Genomic DNA, 15,579 nt, shown 5'->3' on the forward strand with positions numbered 1-15,579 from the left:
CGCCTCGGTCACCCACGCCGCGGCAATCCGCACATCAAAGGAGATGTTCCGTGACTGAGACCCCCCGGCCCCCCGTGCCGTCCGACGACCCGGAGTACGCCGACAACCTGCGCCGAGCCACGCTGGCCTCCAGCATCGGCTCCGCCCTCGAGTACTTCGACTTCGCGCTCTACGGGCTCATGACGGCGCTCGTCTTCAACAAGCTCTTCTTCGACCAGAGCGACCCGGCCGTCGCCGTCATCGGCGCGTTCGCGATCTACGGCGTCGGCTTCGTCGCCCGCCCCTTCGGCGGTCTCTTCTTCGGCACCATGGGCGACCGCCTCGGCCGCAAGGGCGTGCTCGTCATCACCATCCTCCTCATGGGCGGCGCCTCGACGGCCATCGGGCTTCTCCCCACCTACGAGACCATCGGCCTCTGGGCTCCAGCGCTGCTCGTGCTGCTGCGCCTGGCTCAGGGCTTCGGCGCCGGAGCCGAGCAGGCCGGAGCCACCGTGCTCATGGCCGAGTACGCCCCCGTCAAGCGTCGCGGCTTCTTCTCGGCGCTGCCCTTCGTGGGCATCCAGGCCGGCACCCTCCTCGCCGCCGTCGTCTTCAGCCTCCTGACCCTCATGCCGGACGAGGCGTTCCTCTCTTGGGGCTGGCGTGTGCCGTTCCTCGCATCGTTCCTGCTCATCCTCGTCGCGCTCTTCATCCGCATGCGCCTCCGCGAGACGCCGACGTTCGTCGAGCTCGAGAAGAGCGACCAGGTCTCCGACCGCCCCATCCGCGAGATCTTCACGCGCGGCATGCCAGGCGTCATCACCGGCATCGGCCTTCGCATGGCCGAGAACGGCGGCTCGTACATCTTCCAGAACGTGTCGCTCGCGTTCGTGGCGGGCACCTTCATCGCGAACCCCGTCGACCGTGGCGTCGCAACGTGGGGTGTCACGATCGGCTCGCTCATCGGCATCTTCTCGGTGCCCCTCACCGGCCACCTCTCCGACAAGTTCGGCCGCCGCGCCGTCTACCGCTTCGGAGCGGTGTTCATGCTGCTCTTCGCCTTCCCTGCCTGGTGGATGCTCTCGCTCGGCAACGGGCCGCTCACGATCGCGGTCATCGCGGTGGGCATCGGCGTGGCCGTCAACTCGATGCTCGGACCGCAGTGCGCCATGCTCCCCGAACTGTTCGGCAACAAGCACCGCTATCTCGGCGTCGCGATGGCACGAGAGATCTCCGCGGTGCTCGCCGGCGGCCTCGCCGGTGTGCTCGGCACCTGGCTGCTCACCCTCACCGGCGGAAACTGGGTGGTCATGGGGCTCTACCTCGCGACGCTCGCCGCCATCACCACCGCAGCGACGTTCCTCGTGCCCGAGACGAAGGGGCGCGACCTGCTCCGCAAGGAGGACGCGATCCGCGTCTCCACCGACGAAGAGGACACCGGTCTGATCGACCTGCAGGATGTCTACGAGGCCGCGCCGGTTGCGGCCGGGAGCGGGCGATGAGCCTGCCGGTCGGACTCAAGTCGTTCGATCTGACCGGGCGGACGGCCCTCGTCACGGGGTCGAGCCAGGGCATCGGCCGCGCACTCGCGGGCGGTCTCGCAGCAGCGGGCGCGCGGGTGGTGGTGCACGGGCGCGACCGAGCGAAGGCAGAGCGCACCGCCGCATCCATCGCCGAGACACTCGGCCTCGCGGGCACAGCGTCCGAGCCGATCGTCTCGACCTTCGACGTGACCGACGCGGCGGCGGTGGATGCGGGCATCAGCGAACTCGAGGCGAGCATCGGCACCGTCGACATCCTCGTCAACAACGCGGGCATCCAGCGGCGCGCCCCGATCGCCGAGTTCTCCGATGCCGACTGGCACGAGCTGCTCGCCACGAACCTCACGAGCGCGTTCCTCCTCTCGCGACGGGTGGCCAGAGGCATGCAATCGCGGGGCAGCGGGAAGATCGTCAACATCGGCAGCGTGCAGTCGCAGATCGCCCGGCCCTCGATCGCGCCGTACAGCGCGACGAAGGGCGCCATCGTGATGCTCACGAAGGGGCTCTGCGCCGACCTCGCCCCGTCGGGGATCACGGTGAACGCGCTCGCGCCCGGCTACTTCGCCACCGAGCTCACCAAGGCGCTCGTCGACGACGCAGAGTTCTCAGCCTGGGCCGCGCAGCGCACCCCGGCCGGGCGTTGGGGCCACGTGGATGAGCTTGTCGGTACGCTCGTGTTCCTCTCCAGTGACGCTTCGGCGTTCGTGAACGGCCAGACGATCTATGTCGATGGCGGAATGACGGCGGTTGTGTGATGCGAATCTCCAGGATCCAGACCAGTGACGGAACGGTCACGCACGCGTTCGCCGAGGGCGACTCGTGGGTGCCGTGCAGTGACCCCTACGAGGCCTTCGCGCGCGGGGAGGAACCCGCGCGGCAGGGCGATCCGGTCGCCGACGCGACGCTGCTCGCGCCGGCCGAGCCGCGCATCGTCGTCGGCATCGCGCAGAACGGGCCAGAGCATCCCTCACCCGTGCAGGCCTGGCTGAAGAGCCCCCGGACGGTCGTGCCGAGCGGCACCCCCGTCGAGCTGCGCCGCAACGTCGGCAAGGTCGTCATCGAGGGGGAGGTGTGCATCGTCATCGGTCGTGACGCGGCCGACGTATCCGCCGAGGACGCCCACACCGTCATCCTCGGCCTCACCGCCGTCAACGACATCTCCAACCCCGAGCGCGGCAGCGTCGACCCGCGCAACTTCGAGGGCAAGGGCGGCGTCGGCTACACGCCCCTCGGTCCGTGGATCGAGACGAGCGCCGACCTTGCGAGCGCCGAGCTCGAGGTCCGCATCAACGGCGAGCGCACGGTGCTCACCGGCAGCCACGAGCTGCCCGCCGGCGTTGCCGAGTGCGTCGCCTACGTCACGAGCTGGGTGCCACTCGGCCCCGGCGACATCATCATGACGGGCGCCCCGAGGTCGGCGTTCCCCGCCGAGCCGGGCGACCTCGTCGAGATCACCGTCGCGGGCGTGCCCCTCGTCACCCCGTGCGTGTGAACCAGGCGCGCCCCGACACCAAGGGAGGGTGCTCGTGACCCAGGAGAACCTCGCAGTCGTCGCCCACGGCAAGGTCGACCTGCGGCTCGACGCGCTGCCCGAGCCCACGCCGGGCGCTGACGAGGCGGTCGTCGCGATCGCCTACGGTGGCATCTGCGGGTCCGACCTGCACTACTGGATGCACGGGGCTGCCGGCGAGTCCATCCTCCGCGACCCGCTGGTCCTCGGCCACGAGATCGTCGGCACCGTCCTCCACGCCGCCGCCGACGGCAGCGGCCCCTCCGTCGGACAGCGCGTGGCGGTCCACCCGGCGACGCCCGGCGACGACGGAGAGACGCCCTTCCCGGACGATCGACCGAACCTCTCGCCCGCCGGCACCTACCTCGGCTCTGCCGCGCGCATCCCGCACACGCAGGGGGCCTTTGCGCGCCGAGTCGCCCTCCCGGCACGCATGCTCCGCGTGCTGCCGGACCGGCTCGACCTCAAGCTGGCGTCGCTCGCAGAGCCAGCCGCTGTCGCGTGGCATGGCGTCGGACAGGCCGGCGATGTCCGGGGCAAGCGGGTGCTTGTCATCGGCGCCGGCCCGATCGGGGCGCTCGTGGTCGCCGTGCTGAAGCACCATGGCGCGGGCGAGATCATCGCGAGCGACCTCCACGAGCTGCCGCTCGCCGTCGCGACCGAGCTTGGCGCCAACCGCGTCGTCGACGCGCGCGATGCCGACGCGATCGCCGCAGTGCACGCCGACGTCGTCATCGAATCGTCCGGCACCGTGCCCGGGCTCGCGAGCGCCATCCGCGGCGCGGGGCGGGGTGGGCGTGTCGTGCTGCTCGGCCTGCAGCGCAGCGGCGAGGTGCCAGCACTCCTCTCTCTCGCGATCACCCGCGAGCTGACCCTGGTCGGCTCGTTCCGCTTCGCCGACGAGATCGACGCCGTCATCGACGCCCTCGCCGACGGATCGCTCGTCGTGGATGCAGTGCTCACCCACGAGTTCCCCGTCGAGCAGGCGCTCGACGCGTTCGCCGTCGCCGGCGATGCATCCCGCTCGTCGAAGGTGCTGCTCTCCTTCGACCCCGAGGATGATGGATCACCAGAAGAAAGGGGTACCTCGTGAGCTCTGACCAGGCCGAACGGCGGGCGCGCGCAACCGCAGCCGGGCATCCCGCCCTCACCCACCCGCCCATGATCGTCATGGGTGTGCAGGGCACGGGCAAGACGACGATCGGCTCGGCGCTGGCGGAGCGGCTCGGCGTGACCTTCATCGACAGCGACGACCTGCACCCGGTCGCCAACAAGACGAAGATGGCGGCCGGGACGCCGCTCGAGGACGAGGACCGGGTGCCGTGGCTCAAGGTCGTCGGTGCGACCATCGCCGCCAACGCGGCGGAGGGTCGGACGACGATCGTCGCGTGCTCGGCACTCAAGCGCTGGTACCGGGAGCTGCTGCGCTCGAGCGTGCCCGAGCTGCAGTTCGTCCACCTCGCCGGCCAGCGTGACCTCGTGGCCTCCCGCCTCGCGACTCGTCAGCACGAGTACATGCCGACGACCCTCCTCGACAGCCAGTTCGAGGTGCTCGAACCGCTCGCCGCCTGGGAGGCGGGGGTCGTGGTCAACGTCGACGATGCTCCTCCAGTGATCGTGGACCGAGTCATGGCCTTTCTGGAGGCCCGGGAATAGTTCCGCTCGCACCACGTTGTATGCATATGCATGGAGTTGGGACTCAGGATCCAGCCCCTTCCGGACCTACCAGCCCCATGCATCCACAACGAAAGGGCTGATCATGCAGTTCGGAATCTTCTCCGTCAGCGACATCACACGCAACCCGGTCACCGGCGAGACGCCGAGCGAGGCCGAGCGCATCGACGCGATCGTCAAGATCGCCCAGAAGACCGAAGAGGTCGGCCTCGACGTCTTCGCGATCGGCGAGCACCACAACCCGCCCTTCTTCTCGTCATCGCCCGCCGTGCTCCTCTCGCACATCGCCGCCCTCACGAAGACCCTCCGTGTCTCCACCTCCACAACGCTCATCACGACCAACGACCCCGTGCGCATCGCCGAGGAATACGCGATGCTGCAGCACCTCTCCAAGGGGCGCATGGACCTCATGCTCGGCCGCGGCAACACCGCCCCCGTCTACCCGTGGTTCGGCAAGGACATCCGCTCCGGCCTGCCCCTCGCCCTCGAGAACTACAACCTCCTCCACCGCCTCTGGCGCGAGGACGTCGTCGACTGGGAAGGCAAGTTCCGCACACCCCTGCAGGGCTTCACCTCCACGCCCCGCCCCCTCGACGACGTGGCACCCTTCGTCTGGCACGGCTCCATCCGCACCCCGGAGATCGCCGAGCAGGCCGCGTTCTACGGCGACGGGTTCTTCGCGAACAACATCTTCTGGCCGAAGGAGCACTACATGCGCCTCATCGACTTCTACCGCCAGCGCTACGAGCACTACGGCCACGGCAAGGCGTCGCAGGCGATCGTCGGCCTCGGCGGGCAGGCGTTCATCGCCAAGAACTCGCAGGACGCGAAGGACCAGTTCCGCCCCTACTTCAACGAGGCGCCCGTCTACGGCCACGGCCCGCGCATGGAGGACTTCATGCAGCAGACGCCGCTCTCCGTCGGCAGCCCGCAGGAAGTCATCGACAAGACCCTGACCTTCCGCGAGCACTTCGGCGACTACCAGCGCCAGCTGTTCCTCATGGACCACGCCGGCCTGCCCCTCGGCATGGTGCTCGACCAGCTCGAGCTGCTCGGCTCCGAGGTCGTGCCCGTGCTGCGTCGCGAACTCGAGGCGCTCCGCCCCGCCGAGGTGCCGGACGCCCCCACCCACGAGTCGCTCGTCCTCGCCAAGTACGGCGACGCCGCCCCGCGTCAGCCGCGCCCCAACGAGAACCGCGGCGACAACGTCACCGGCTCCTCGCCCTACCAGGACACCGCGCTCGTCGCTTAGCTCCCGCCGTTGAGCGGATGCGCGTGGCCGGCCCCGTCGGCCGGCCGCGCGCATCCGCCCACCACCGTTTCCGCATCCCCGCTCGAACATGCTCAGAAGGACTCTCATGACCAACGCACAAGGCGCCTACCGGCTCGTCGTCGTCAACGCCGGCATCAGCGATCCGTCATCGACGAAGCTGCTCGCCGACCGCATCGAGCGCGGCGTCGCAAAACTCGCGTCCACCCGTGGGCGCGACGTTGCATCGACACACATCGATCTGCGGATGCTCCTCCCCGAACTCCCAGCCGCCCTCGGCTCGCAGAGCTTCGGCCCGCAGTTCGAGCGCGCCATCAGCGCGCTTCGCGACGCCGACGGCATCATCGCCGCCGCCCCCGTCTACAAGGCCGGACCCAGCGGACTCTTCACCTCGTTCTTCCAGACGCTCGACAACGACCTCCTCATCGCGAAGCCGGTCGTCCTCGCCGCAACGGCGGGCACCGCGCGCCACGCGCTGGTCGTCGACGAGCAGATGCGGTCAATGTTCGCCTACCTGCGCACCATGACCGTGCCGACGTCGCTGTTCGCCTCCACCGAGGACTGGCAGGACACGGGCCTCGGATCCCGCATCGAACGCGCATCCGTCGAACTGCTCGCCCTCATGGAAGCCGGCGTCGAGCAGACGATCCGCGACGACAACTGGGGCGGCTACCAGCACGAGCTCGGCAGCGCGGGCGGAACCGAGCTGGGTATCGAGCTGGGCTCCGACCTCATGCGCATGGCCGCGGGCGGCGGCGCAAGCTAGCCTCACTCGACTCGGGATGGCAACGTCACTTCGTTGAGGAAAGTTCTCTGAGGCGAAGTGACTTCGCCATCCCGAGTCGGTGGCTGTGCGGCCGGTGGCTGCGCCGTCATTGGATGCGCAGCGGCTGCGGCGGATGCGGCGCCGACGGGACGACGCGGAGGGTCTGGTCAGGTGCACTCGGGAGACTGCTCCTCATGACTTCCCAGAGCAAGGCCTTCGGCAATCGCGCGATCCTCTCGACCGGGCAGGGGCTGCTGACCGCCGCCTATTACGCCACCCCCGACTTCATCCCCTCGAAGGCGGCTCGCGGTGTCCTGAAGACCGCGATCACGCTCGGCATCACCGGGCTGGCGGTTCTCGAGTGTCGCGACGCGAAGCAGGGAGCCCTCGAAGACTCGGATCTGCTGGTGCAGCCGGCGGCGCAGGCACCCGGCGAGCTCATCGGCGGCCCGCGCGACGAGAACGACGCGCCGCATCCAGCCGAGGGATCCCGTGACGAGAGCGGTACTGGCTCGGAGGAGAACAGCTTCTCCGCGTTCTGGCTCTCGCTCACGCCGGCCAGGCGGGCGGCCCTCGGCGGCCTCGGCGTCGCGGGTGCGCTCGCGACCGTCGCCGGAATCGCGGCAGCCGAGCGTGGGATCTATCGGTTCGGCGAGCGCCGCGCCGAACGAGGAGTGACTGCCGCGCACACCAAGACCGGGCTTGCCATCGGCGGCATCACGACGCTGATCGCGCTCATCCCGACGCCCAAGGGCAAGTAGCGCGCGTCCCGCGGCCGACGCGCGCGAACCTTTGCGGACGCGGGTTTCCGGATGGCTTTCACGCACGCAGATGGCTTGCAACGCATCCGCGTGCGCGGAAGCCATCCGGAAACGCTTGCGGTTACACGCTTGGTCTGCAGCGCATCCGCCGAGCCGCGTGCTGGCGAGCGCCTAGAAGCCGGCCAGCACCTCGTCGATGATCGCGATGCCACGGCGTGCATCCGCGTCGGCGATGACGGCGGGTGGCACGACGTGGATGCGGTTGTCGGCGACGAAGGGCAGCAGGCCGCGCGCGACGAGCTGCGACTTGATGGTGGCCATGTCGGCGGCGGCGAGCGGCGACCGGGTCACGGGGTCGCTCACGAGCTCGATCGCCCAGAAGACGCCCTTGCCTCGCGCCTCGCCCACCACCTCGTGGCGGGCCGCGAGCTCGTGCAATGCCGGGCCGATGACGTCGCGGCCGAGGCGGGCCGCGTTCTCGACGATGCCCTCTTCCTCCATGGTCTCGAGCGTCGCGACGATCGAGGCGGCGGCGAGCGGATGCCCCGAGTAGGTGAGACCGCCGGGGAAGACCTGCTCGTCGAACTGGGCCGCGATCTCCTCGGAGATGACAACCCCGCCGACGGGCACGTACCCGGAGTTGACGCCCTTCGCGAAGGTGATGAGGTCGGGGCGCACGTCGAAGGCGTCGAACGCGAACCACTCCCCGGTGCGCCCGAATCCGGCCATGACCTCGTCGAGGATGAGGCGCACGCCGTAGCGGTCGCAGATCTCGCGCACACCCGCTAGGTAGCCGGGCGGCGGCATGAGCACGCCGGCCGTGCCCGGGATGCTCTCGATCAGGATGGCGGCGACCGAGGCGGGCCCTTCGGCCTGGACGACGCGCTCGAGGTGGTGCAGCGCGCGTTCGCTCTCCTGCTCGGGCGTCTCAGCCCAGAACTCCGAGCGGTACAGGTACGGCCCGAAGGCGTGCACGTGCCCGGTTGCATACTCGTTGGGGATGCGCCGCCAGTCGCCGGTCGCGACGATCGCCGCGCCCGTGTTGCCGTGGTAGCTGCGGTACAGGGAGACGACCTTGTCACGCCCGGTCGAGAGGCGGGCCAAGCGGATCGCGTTCTCGATCGCATCCGCTCCGCCGTTCGTGAAGAACACCTTCGAGAAGCCTTCCGGGGCGTGCGACAGGATGAGCTCCGCGGCCTTCGCCCTGGTCTCGTTGGCGTGCGCGGGGGCGATCGTGATGAGCTGCGCGGCCTGCTCCTGAATGGCGGCGATGACCTTCGGGTGCTGGTAGCCGATGGTGACGTTCACGAGCTGGCTCGAGAAGTCGAGGTACTCGTTGCCGTCGTGGTCCCAGAGCTTGGCGCCCTCCCCCCGGGCAATGGGGAGCGGGGAGATCTTGCCCTGGGCAGACCATGAATGGAACACGGACGCGAGGTCGCGGTCACGAACGTCGGTGTTGCTGGCGGCACGGCTCACGGTTGGGGCGGTCATGCGTCAACTCTGGGGCCGCGGATGCGCGCAGCAGGTGAACAAATCGGCGAGAATGGGTGCCATGACTCGACAAAAGCGTCATGCGCCCCCGACAGGGTGGGGCCTGTCATGAGCGTCTCGCTGCGCGAACTCGTCGAAGAGACGGAGTTCAAGCTGCGCGTGCTGCACGCCGCAGACGACAGTGCCCTCGAGCGCGCGGTCGTCTGGGCGCACAGCTCCGACCTGGTCGACCCCACGCCGTGGCTCGAGGCGGGCCAGCTCCTCCTGACCGACGGAATGCAGTTCGCCGTAGCCGAAGCCCCGGAAGACCCGGAAGCGTCCGGCCTTGATGCGGCGGTGGACACGTCCGCCGCGATCTCCCGCGCACCGGTCTCGCGCTCACCGATCCTGCGCTCACCCGTGTCGGCGACGGCCACCGTGCGGTTCCAGGCGCTCGCGAGTGAAGGCTTCTTCGACGCCTACGTGGCGAGGCTTCGCGCAGCGGACGTCGCTGCGCTCGGCTTCGCGACGGAGGTCATCCACGCGGAGGTGCCCGCCGACCTCGTCACCGCGTGCACGCGTCACGGCCTGACGCTGGTCGAGGTGACCGAGCGGACCCCGTTCATCGGCATCATCCGCTACCTCGCCGACCAGCGAGCCCTGGAGCAGCGGGCTCGCCTCGAATGGTCCCTGCAGGCGCAGCGAAAGCTTGCACGAGCGGCGCTCAGGCCCGGCGGGCTCGGTGCGATCCTGGTCGAGCTCGAACGGCAGCTGGAGAGCTGGGTCGCGCTCTACGACTCGACGGGGCTTCGTGTGGATGCGCCGACGCGCATCCGCGTGCCCGAGAGCGAGGTGCCCGAGGTGGAGCGGATGGTGCAGAGCCTCCTCGCTCGCGGGGGTCGATCGGGCGCGCGTCTGCACGGTGACAGCGGCGACGTGACGCTGCAGACGGTCGGCCAGCACGGGCAGCTGCGCGGGGTGCTCGCCGTCGGCGGCCGGGCGCCGCTCGACCTCGCCGGCAATGATCTGGTGGCGAGCGCCATCGGCCACGCGTCGATTGCGCTCGAACAGAATCGGGAGCTCGACGCAGCGCGCGGGCATCTCCGCGTCGGCCTGCTCGAGCTGCTGCTCGCTGGCGAGATGGAGGTGGCGAGGCGCGCCGCGGAGACTGTCTGGGGCGAGCTGCCTGCGGCTCCCGTCCGCGTCGTGCAGGCGAGGGGCGGGGAACCCGGCCAGGCGCTGCTGGACCGACTCGAGCGACTTGCCGGTTCTGGCGGCGAGCCCCTGTTCTTCGCGGCGAGGGAGCAGGAGCTCATCGCGATCGTCCCCGCTGGCGGCGGGGCCACTCTCGTCGAGGCCCTCGCCGACGCTGGCTTCTCGGCGGGAGCATCCGCACCGGGTGACTGGGCCGAGCTGCCTCGGCTGCTCGCGGAGGCGCGCAAGGCGGCGGAACGCAGCACACCGAGCCGGCCCTCGGTGCGCTTCGAGGACCTCGCGACAACCGGCATGCTCGGTGCACTCGAGGCCGCCGACGGCCGCGTCACCGCACGCCGTGTGCTGCAGCCCCTGCTCGAACACGGAGAACAGGGACGACTCCTCCTGGACACGCTCGCTGCGTGGACCGAGGGGAACTGTGCGTGGGACCCGGTCGCGAAGTCGCTTGGCATCCACCGGCACACACTGCGCAGCCGCGTCACGACCGCCGAGCAGCTGCTCGGCATCGACCTGCAGACCTTCGCCGGGCGTGCCGAGGTCTGGTCGGCGATGCGGCTCCTCGACGACGCCTGAGCTGCGGCTGCTTGGCCGCGGCGCGACGCGGCCCGAGACTCGGCTCGGCCGTGACGTGATTCGGCTGGCGGCCCGCGCCGGGCCGTCAGCGCTCGTCGCGGAGCTTCGCCGCGAGCTGCCGCATGCTGAGGGCGCGCTTCTGCCAGAAGGCCCACATGCCGAGCCACACGAACGGGGTCAGGAGGCCGGCGCTCATCTTCAGCTGATCGCGGTAGAGCGTGCGGCCGCCGGGCAGCGGCGAGACGACCATCCGGTGATCGAAGGTGGTCATGACGGCCATGAGCCCGGATTCCGGGTACCCGCGGTCGCGGAGCTCGTGCATCCCGTCTCCCAGGTCGCGATACTGGCCGTCGATGACCTGCGTGCCCAGCGGGACCACGCCGAGCAGGCGGATCTCGACGCGGTGCGGGCTGTCGGGTGACCACCGCTCGGGGAAGCCGCCAGGTTCGAGCGAGCGCACTTCCGCGAGGGGGCCCGCCACTGCGCGGAAGGCTTCCGGCCGCTGGAGAGCGTCGGCGAGCAGTTCGGTTGGGCAGTCGAGCTCGAGCTTCAGGAGGATGCGCACTGGCACATCCTCACCTGCTCGCCTCGGAAGACGCCTAGGCTCCGGCAGGCCCGGGGGTTGCGCACGCACGCAGTCACAGACCTCGGGCTTGCACACGCGCGCAGTGGCAGACCTCGGGCTTGCGCATCCGGATTGCTTGCGAGGGACGCACAATCCCGAGGTCTGTCCCGGCGTACACACGCACGCAGTCACAGACCCCGGGTTTGCGCATCCGGACCGCTGGAAACGGATGCACAAGCCAGGGGTCTGTCCCGGCCTGTCGTGAACGGGGCTCAGCCGTGGTGGGCTGCTCAGTCGTTCTCGGGGAAGCCGAGGTTGATGCCGCCGTGCTTGGCGGGGTCGAGCCAGCGGCTGGTGACGGCTTTCTCGCGGGTGTAGAAGTGGAAGCCCTGCAGGCCGTAGGCCTTGCTGTCGCCGAAGGCGGAGTCTTTCCACCCGCCGAAGGAGTAGTAGGCGACGGGCACGGGGATGGGCACGTTGATGCCGATCATGCCGACCTGGATCTCGTTCTGGAAGCGTCGTGCGGCTCCGCCGTCGTTGGTGAAGATCGCGGTGCCGTTGCCGAACTGGCCGGTGTTGATGAGCTCCACGCCCTCCTCGAACGACTTGACGCGGACGATGCCGAGGACGGGGCCGAAGATCTCTTCCATGTAGGCGCGGCTGGTGGTGGGGAGGTTGTCGATGAGGGTCGGGCCGAGCCAGAACCCGCCGTCGGCGCCTTCCGCCTTGATCTCGCGGCCGTCGACGAGCACGTCCGCGCCGTCGTCTTTGGCGATCTGGATGTAGGAGGCGATCTTGTCGCGGTGCACTTCCGACACGATGGGGCCCATGTCGGGCTCCGTGTGGGTGTCGGTGGGGGTGCCGTCGCCGATGCGGAGCTTCGCGATGCGCTCCTTCACCTTCTCGATGAGCTGGTCGGCGACGGGCTCGATCGCGAGGACCACGCTGATGGCCATGCACCGCTCGCCCGCGGATCCGTAGCCGGCGTTGATGGCCTGGTCGGCGACGAGGTCGAGGTCGGCGTCGGAGAGCACGAGCATGTGGTTCTTCGCCCCACCGAGCGCCTGGACGCGCTTGCCGTTCTTGGAGGCGGTCTCGTAGATGTACTGCGCGATGGGCGTGGAGCCGACGAAGCTGATCGCGGCGACGTCGTCGTGGTTCAGGAGGCCGTCGACGGCCTGCTTGTCGCCGTGGAGGACGTTGAAGACACCGTCGGGGAGGCCGGCTTCCTTCCAGAGCTCCGCGAGCCAGAGCGCCGCGGAGGGGTCCTTCTCGGAGGGCTTGAGCACCACCGTGTTGCCGACGGCGATCGCGATGGGGAAGAACCACATGGGCACCATCGCGGGGAAGTTGAAGGGGCTGATGATGCCGACCACGCCGAGCGCCTGCTTGATGGAGAACACATCCACACCGGTGGACGCGTTCTCGGTGAAGTCGCCCTTGCAGATGCTTGGGAACCCGGTCGCGAGCTCCACGACCTCGAGGCCGCGCTGGATCTCACCGGCCGCGTCGGACACGACCTTGCCGTGCTCGGACGTGATGATCTTCGCGAGCTCGAGCTTCCGCTCGTTCAGCAGCTCACGGAAGCGGAACAGCACTCCCTGGCGCTTCGCCACGGAGGCGTTCGACCAGACGGGGAACGCGGCTTTGGCTGCGGCGACCGCGGCGTCGATCTCCGCCTGCTCCGCCAGCGCGACGTTCGCGGTGGCGACACCCAGGGCAGGGTTGAAGACCGGGGCTGTGCGAGCCGGCGTCGTCGTTGCGAGGGCGCCGTCGATCCAGTGCTGGATCGTGGGAAGTGCAGAGTCCACGTGTTACTCCTCGGGCTTGCTTGGCTGGTGGGATGGCTGGTGTCTGCGGAGCAGAAGCATGGTCAGACTACGGACGGCCACCCACGCCCGAGTGGCGGCTTTGTAGAGTCGAGGGTCAGCATTCGACCAAACTGGCAACGGGTTTTGCGTCAGACTGGCTTCGACACGATGGCCGAGCTGAGGAGCGACATGTCCGAGTACCGAGTGCAGAATCCTGCGACTGGCGAGATCATCGAGACCTTCGACGACGCGACGGATGCGCAGATCGAGCAGGCCGTCGCGAGCGCGGACGCCGTCTACCGCGAGTGGCGGGAGCGCAGCGTGCAGGATCGCGCCGCCGTCGTGCGGCGGGTCGCCGAGATCTTCCTCGAGCGCAAGGACGAGCTCGCGCACCTCATCGCCGTCGAGATGGGCAAGTCGGTGCAGGAGTCGATCGACGAGGTCGAGTTCGCGGCGTCGATCATCGACTACTACGGCGTGCACGGCCCGAGCCTCATCACCGACTTCGAGATCCCGAGCACGATCCCGGGCAAGGCGTACGTCGAGCACCGCCCCGTCGGCACGCTGCTCGGCGTCATGCCGTGGAACTTCCCGTACTACCAGGTGGCGCGCTTCGCTGCCCCGAACCTCGTGCTCGGCAACACCATCCTGCTCAAGCACGCCGACATCTGCGCGCGGTCTGCGCTGACCATCCAGGAGATCATGGAGCAGGCTGGCGTGCCGGTCGGTGGCTACCAGAACGTCTTCGCATCCCACGACCAGATCGCGACCCTCATCGCGGACGACCGCGTCCAGGGCATCTCGCTGACGGGATCCGAGCGTGCCGGCGCGATCATCGGCGCCCAGGCGGGCCGCAACCTCAAGAAGTGCGTGCTCGAGCTCGGGGGCATCGACCCGATGGTGGTGCTCGACTCTGACGACGTCGCGGCCGTCGCGCAGCAGGCGTGGGACTTCCGCGTCTACAACGTCGGCCAGGTCTGCAACTCGAACAAGCGCCTCATCGTCATGGATGACATCTACGACGAGTTCGTGGAGGAGCTCAAGAAGCTCGCCACGGGGCTCGTGCCCGGCGACCAGCTCGACCTCGCCGATGGCGCCTTCGCGCCCATGTCGAGCCGCACGGCCGCCGAGACGGTGCACGCCCAGGTGCAGAAGGCCGTGGCAGAGGGCGCGACCCTCGAGGTCGGCGGAGCGCTGTCAGACGGACCTGGCGCCTACTACTCGCCAGCCGTGCTCACGGGTGTCCCGCGCGACTCCGAGTCGTACGGTGTCGAGATGTTCGGCCCCGTCGCCACCGTCTACCGGGTGTCGAGCGACGAGGAGGCCCTCGAGCTCGCGAACGACTGCGCCCTCGGCCTGGGCGGCTCGGTCTTCTCGACCGACGAAGCGCGGGCCACCCGCGTCGCCCAGCGACTCGAGGTCGGGATGGCGCATGTGAACACGATCGCCGCGGAGGCCGCCGAGCTGCCGTTCGGCGGCGTCAAGAACTCCGGCTTCGGTCGCGAGATGGGCCCCATCGGCATCGGAGAGTTCGCCAACAAGCGCCTGTTCTTCGTCTCCGCCTGAACCGGGCGGGCGCCCCGCTCAGGCGTTGGCGCCGGTCAGTTGCTGCGGTTCGTGCGCTCGATGACTTCCTGGCCCGTGTTGGGGTCGATGACCTTGCGGGTCGTGGAGGTCGACTGCTTGCGGCGGAGGGCGGTCACGAGGCTGATGATGAACACGACGGCACCCGCTCCCATGAGGATGTAGCCGATCGTCTTCAGGTCGACGAAGCCGTCGAGGTCGATGTTGATGGCGAACGCCAGGATGGCGCCGATGACGATGAGTGCGATGCCGCTGCCGTAGCCCATGGGATGACCTCCGTGTCGGATCGAGCGGACGTCGCTCGGGGTGCATCAAGTTTCGCACCGCTCGCGGCGTATATCGATGCTCAGTCTCCGATTCGTGGGCCTGGTGCGAAACGGTCAAGCGGTTCAGCCTGTCGCAGGCCATGATGGACGCATGGAAGACGAGCAACTCATCACCGTCCTGACCGACGAGGAAAGCCGCGAGCTCCTGCGGGCCACGAAGTTCGGGCGCCTCGCGTTCGCGGTGAACGGCCGCGTCGAGATCTATCCGCTGAACATCGTGTTCAGTGAAGACGACGGCGAGCTCGTCTTCAAGTCGGCGCCCGGTTTCAAGCTCGCGGGGGCCTCCATCGCGAAAGAGGTCGTCTTCCAGGCCGATGCGGTCGGTGACGGCTTCGCGACGAGCCTCGTCGCCCGTGGTGTGGCGCGAGTGCTCAGCACTGAGGCGGAACTCGAGCGGGCAGAGCAGCTCGACGTGCGCCCCCTCATCGCGACGCCGAAGAACGAGTATGTCGCCATCACGGTGGCGGAGGTCACCGGCCGCCGGTACATCACCGGTGACGAGCCCGAGCCGCTCATCGACACCGTCGCGTGACC

At 69.1% G+C, this 15,579-nt stretch carries 15 protein-coding genes; 11 read left to right on the top strand and 4 right to left on the bottom strand.

Translation table 11 applies throughout. From position 1 onward, the window contains the following. Window positions 1-50 precede the first annotated feature (50 nt). The 8 genes from ACQFZP_RS11875 to ACQFZP_RS11910 all read left to right on the top strand — a co-directional run bounded on the left by ACQFZP_RS11875 (window position 51) and on the right by ACQFZP_RS11910 (window position 7,501). A complete protein-coding gene (locus ACQFZP_RS11875; protein WP_258068323.1) occupies window positions 51-1,481 on the top strand; it encodes an MFS transporter in 1,431 nt (476 codons plus the stop codon). Beyond that, window positions 1,478-2,275 carry an SDR family oxidoreductase gene (locus ACQFZP_RS11880; protein WP_211891431.1) on the top strand — a complete coding sequence of 266 codons (798 nt, stop codon included), beginning with the start codon at window positions 1,478-1,480 and terminating at the stop codon, window positions 2,273-2,275. Before ACQFZP_RS11875 ends, ACQFZP_RS11880 begins: the two co-directional genes overlap by 4 nt. Next, complete coding sequence (locus tag ACQFZP_RS11885; protein WP_211891432.1) at window positions 2,275-3,012, top strand: fumarylacetoacetate hydrolase family protein; 738 nt, start codon at window positions 2,275-2,277, stop codon at window positions 3,010-3,012. Before ACQFZP_RS11880 ends, ACQFZP_RS11885 begins: the two co-directional genes overlap by 1 nt. A gap of 34 nt (window positions 3,013-3,046) precedes the next feature. Beyond that, on the top strand, window positions 3,047-4,123 hold the full coding sequence (locus ACQFZP_RS11890) for an L-idonate 5-dehydrogenase (protein ID WP_307852822.1): 1,077 nt from the start codon (window positions 3,047-3,049) through the stop codon (window positions 4,121-4,123). Next, entirely contained in the window at window positions 4,120-4,686 is a 567-nt protein-coding gene (locus ACQFZP_RS11895) for a gluconokinase (RefSeq protein WP_307852823.1), read from the top strand. The genes ACQFZP_RS11890 and ACQFZP_RS11895 overlap by 4 nt, the downstream gene beginning before the upstream one ends. Before the next feature lie 103 nt (window positions 4,687-4,789). Further along, complete coding sequence (locus tag ACQFZP_RS11900; protein WP_104244763.1) at window positions 4,790-5,956, top strand: LLM class flavin-dependent oxidoreductase; 1,167 nt, start codon at window positions 4,790-4,792, stop codon at window positions 5,954-5,956. A gap of 106 nt (window positions 5,957-6,062) precedes the next feature. After that, a complete protein-coding gene (locus tag ACQFZP_RS11905) occupies window positions 6,063-6,740 on the top strand; it encodes a CE1759 family FMN reductase (protein WP_211891434.1) in 678 nt (225 codons plus the stop codon). A gap of 194 nt (window positions 6,741-6,934) precedes the next feature. Then, window positions 6,935-7,501: a hypothetical protein gene (locus tag ACQFZP_RS11910; protein WP_211891435.1), complete on the top strand. Its 567-nt coding sequence runs from the start codon at window positions 6,935-6,937 to the stop codon at window positions 7,499-7,501. Window positions 7,502-7,672: 171 nt separating this feature from the next. On the opposite strand, the gene ACQFZP_RS11915 is transcribed toward ACQFZP_RS11910, so the two are convergent. After that, window positions 7,673-8,992 (bottom strand): aspartate aminotransferase family protein, encoded by a 1,320-nt coding sequence (locus tag ACQFZP_RS11915; protein ID WP_211891436.1) that lies wholly within the window; start codon window positions 8,990-8,992, stop codon window positions 7,673-7,675. Window positions 8,993-9,100: 108 nt separating this feature from the next. Here ACQFZP_RS11915 and ACQFZP_RS11920 point away from each other — a divergent pair, with 108 nt between their 5' ends. Then, the gene (locus ACQFZP_RS11920; protein ID WP_211891437.1) at window positions 9,101-10,759 is read left to right on the top strand and encodes a helix-turn-helix domain-containing protein; all 1,659 of its coding nucleotides are present in this window, start codon (window positions 9,101-9,103) and stop codon (window positions 10,757-10,759) included. Between the two features lie 85 nt (window positions 10,760-10,844). On the opposite strand, the gene ACQFZP_RS11925 is transcribed toward ACQFZP_RS11920, so the two are convergent. Continuing rightward, window positions 10,845-11,324 carry a hypothetical protein gene (locus ACQFZP_RS11925; protein ID WP_211891438.1) on the bottom strand — a complete coding sequence of 160 codons (480 nt, stop codon included), beginning with the start codon at window positions 11,322-11,324 and terminating at the stop codon, window positions 10,845-10,847. A gap of 290 nt (window positions 11,325-11,614) precedes the next feature. Continuing rightward, window positions 11,615-13,135 carry a CoA-acylating methylmalonate-semialdehyde dehydrogenase gene (locus ACQFZP_RS11930; protein ID WP_211891439.1) on the bottom strand — a complete coding sequence of 507 codons (1,521 nt, stop codon included), beginning with the start codon at window positions 13,133-13,135 and terminating at the stop codon, window positions 11,615-11,617. Between the two features lie 189 nt (window positions 13,136-13,324). Here ACQFZP_RS11930 and ACQFZP_RS11935 point away from each other — a divergent pair, with 189 nt between their 5' ends. Continuing rightward, window positions 13,325-14,701: an NAD-dependent succinate-semialdehyde dehydrogenase gene (locus ACQFZP_RS11935; RefSeq protein ID WP_211891440.1), complete on the top strand. Its 1,377-nt coding sequence runs from the start codon at window positions 13,325-13,327 to the stop codon at window positions 14,699-14,701. 35 nt (window positions 14,702-14,736) lie between these two features. Here the strand turns inward: ACQFZP_RS11935 and ACQFZP_RS11940 are convergent, their stop codons facing one another. Continuing rightward, complete coding sequence (locus tag ACQFZP_RS11940) at window positions 14,737-14,985, bottom strand: DUF6458 family protein (RefSeq protein ID WP_104310118.1); 249 nt, start codon at window positions 14,983-14,985, stop codon at window positions 14,737-14,739. A 151-nt stretch (window positions 14,986-15,136) separates the two neighbouring features. Between ACQFZP_RS11940 and ACQFZP_RS11945 the strand changes: the two genes are divergently transcribed. Continuing rightward, entirely contained in the window at window positions 15,137-15,577 is a 441-nt protein-coding gene (locus tag ACQFZP_RS11945) for a pyridoxamine 5'-phosphate oxidase family protein (RefSeq protein WP_181026828.1), read from the top strand. The last annotated feature ends 2 nt before the right edge of the window (window positions 15,578-15,579 follow it).

Source organism: Pseudoclavibacter sp. Marseille-Q434 (genome assembly GCF_050315415.1).
Classification (GTDB): domain Bacteria; phylum Actinomycetota; class Actinomycetes; order Actinomycetales; family Microbacteriaceae; genus Pseudoclavibacter.

Coding starts and splice junctions, on each gene's coding strand:
- ACQFZP_RS11880 (WP_211891431.1), top strand. CDS start 1,478: ATGAGCCTGCCGGTCGGACTCAAGTCGTTCGATCTGACCGGGCGGACG.
- ACQFZP_RS11885 (WP_211891432.1), top strand. CDS start 2,275: ATGCGAATCTCCAGGATCCAGACCAGTGACGGAACGGTCACGCACGCG.
- ACQFZP_RS11900 (WP_104244763.1), top strand. CDS start 4,790: ATGCAGTTCGGAATCTTCTCCGTCAGCGACATCACACGCAACCCGGTC.
- ACQFZP_RS11905 (WP_211891434.1), top strand. CDS start 6,063: ATGACCAACGCACAAGGCGCCTACCGGCTCGTCGTCGTCAACGCCGGC.
- ACQFZP_RS11910 (WP_211891435.1), top strand. CDS start 6,935: ATGACTTCCCAGAGCAAGGCCTTCGGCAATCGCGCGATCCTCTCGACC.
- ACQFZP_RS11915 (WP_211891436.1), bottom strand. CDS start 8,992: ATGACCGCCCCAACCGTGAGCCGTGCCGCCAGCAACACCGACGTTCGT.
- ACQFZP_RS11920 (WP_211891437.1), top strand. CDS start 9,101: ATGAGCGTCTCGCTGCGCGAACTCGTCGAAGAGACGGAGTTCAAGCTG.
- ACQFZP_RS11935 (WP_211891440.1), top strand. CDS start 13,325: ATGTCCGAGTACCGAGTGCAGAATCCTGCGACTGGCGAGATCATCGAG.
- ACQFZP_RS11940 (WP_104310118.1), bottom strand. CDS start 14,985: ATGGGCTACGGCAGCGGCATCGCACTCATCGTCATCGGCGCCATCCTG.
- ACQFZP_RS11945 (WP_181026828.1), top strand. CDS start 15,137: ATGGAAGACGAGCAACTCATCACCGTCCTGACCGACGAGGAAAGCCGC.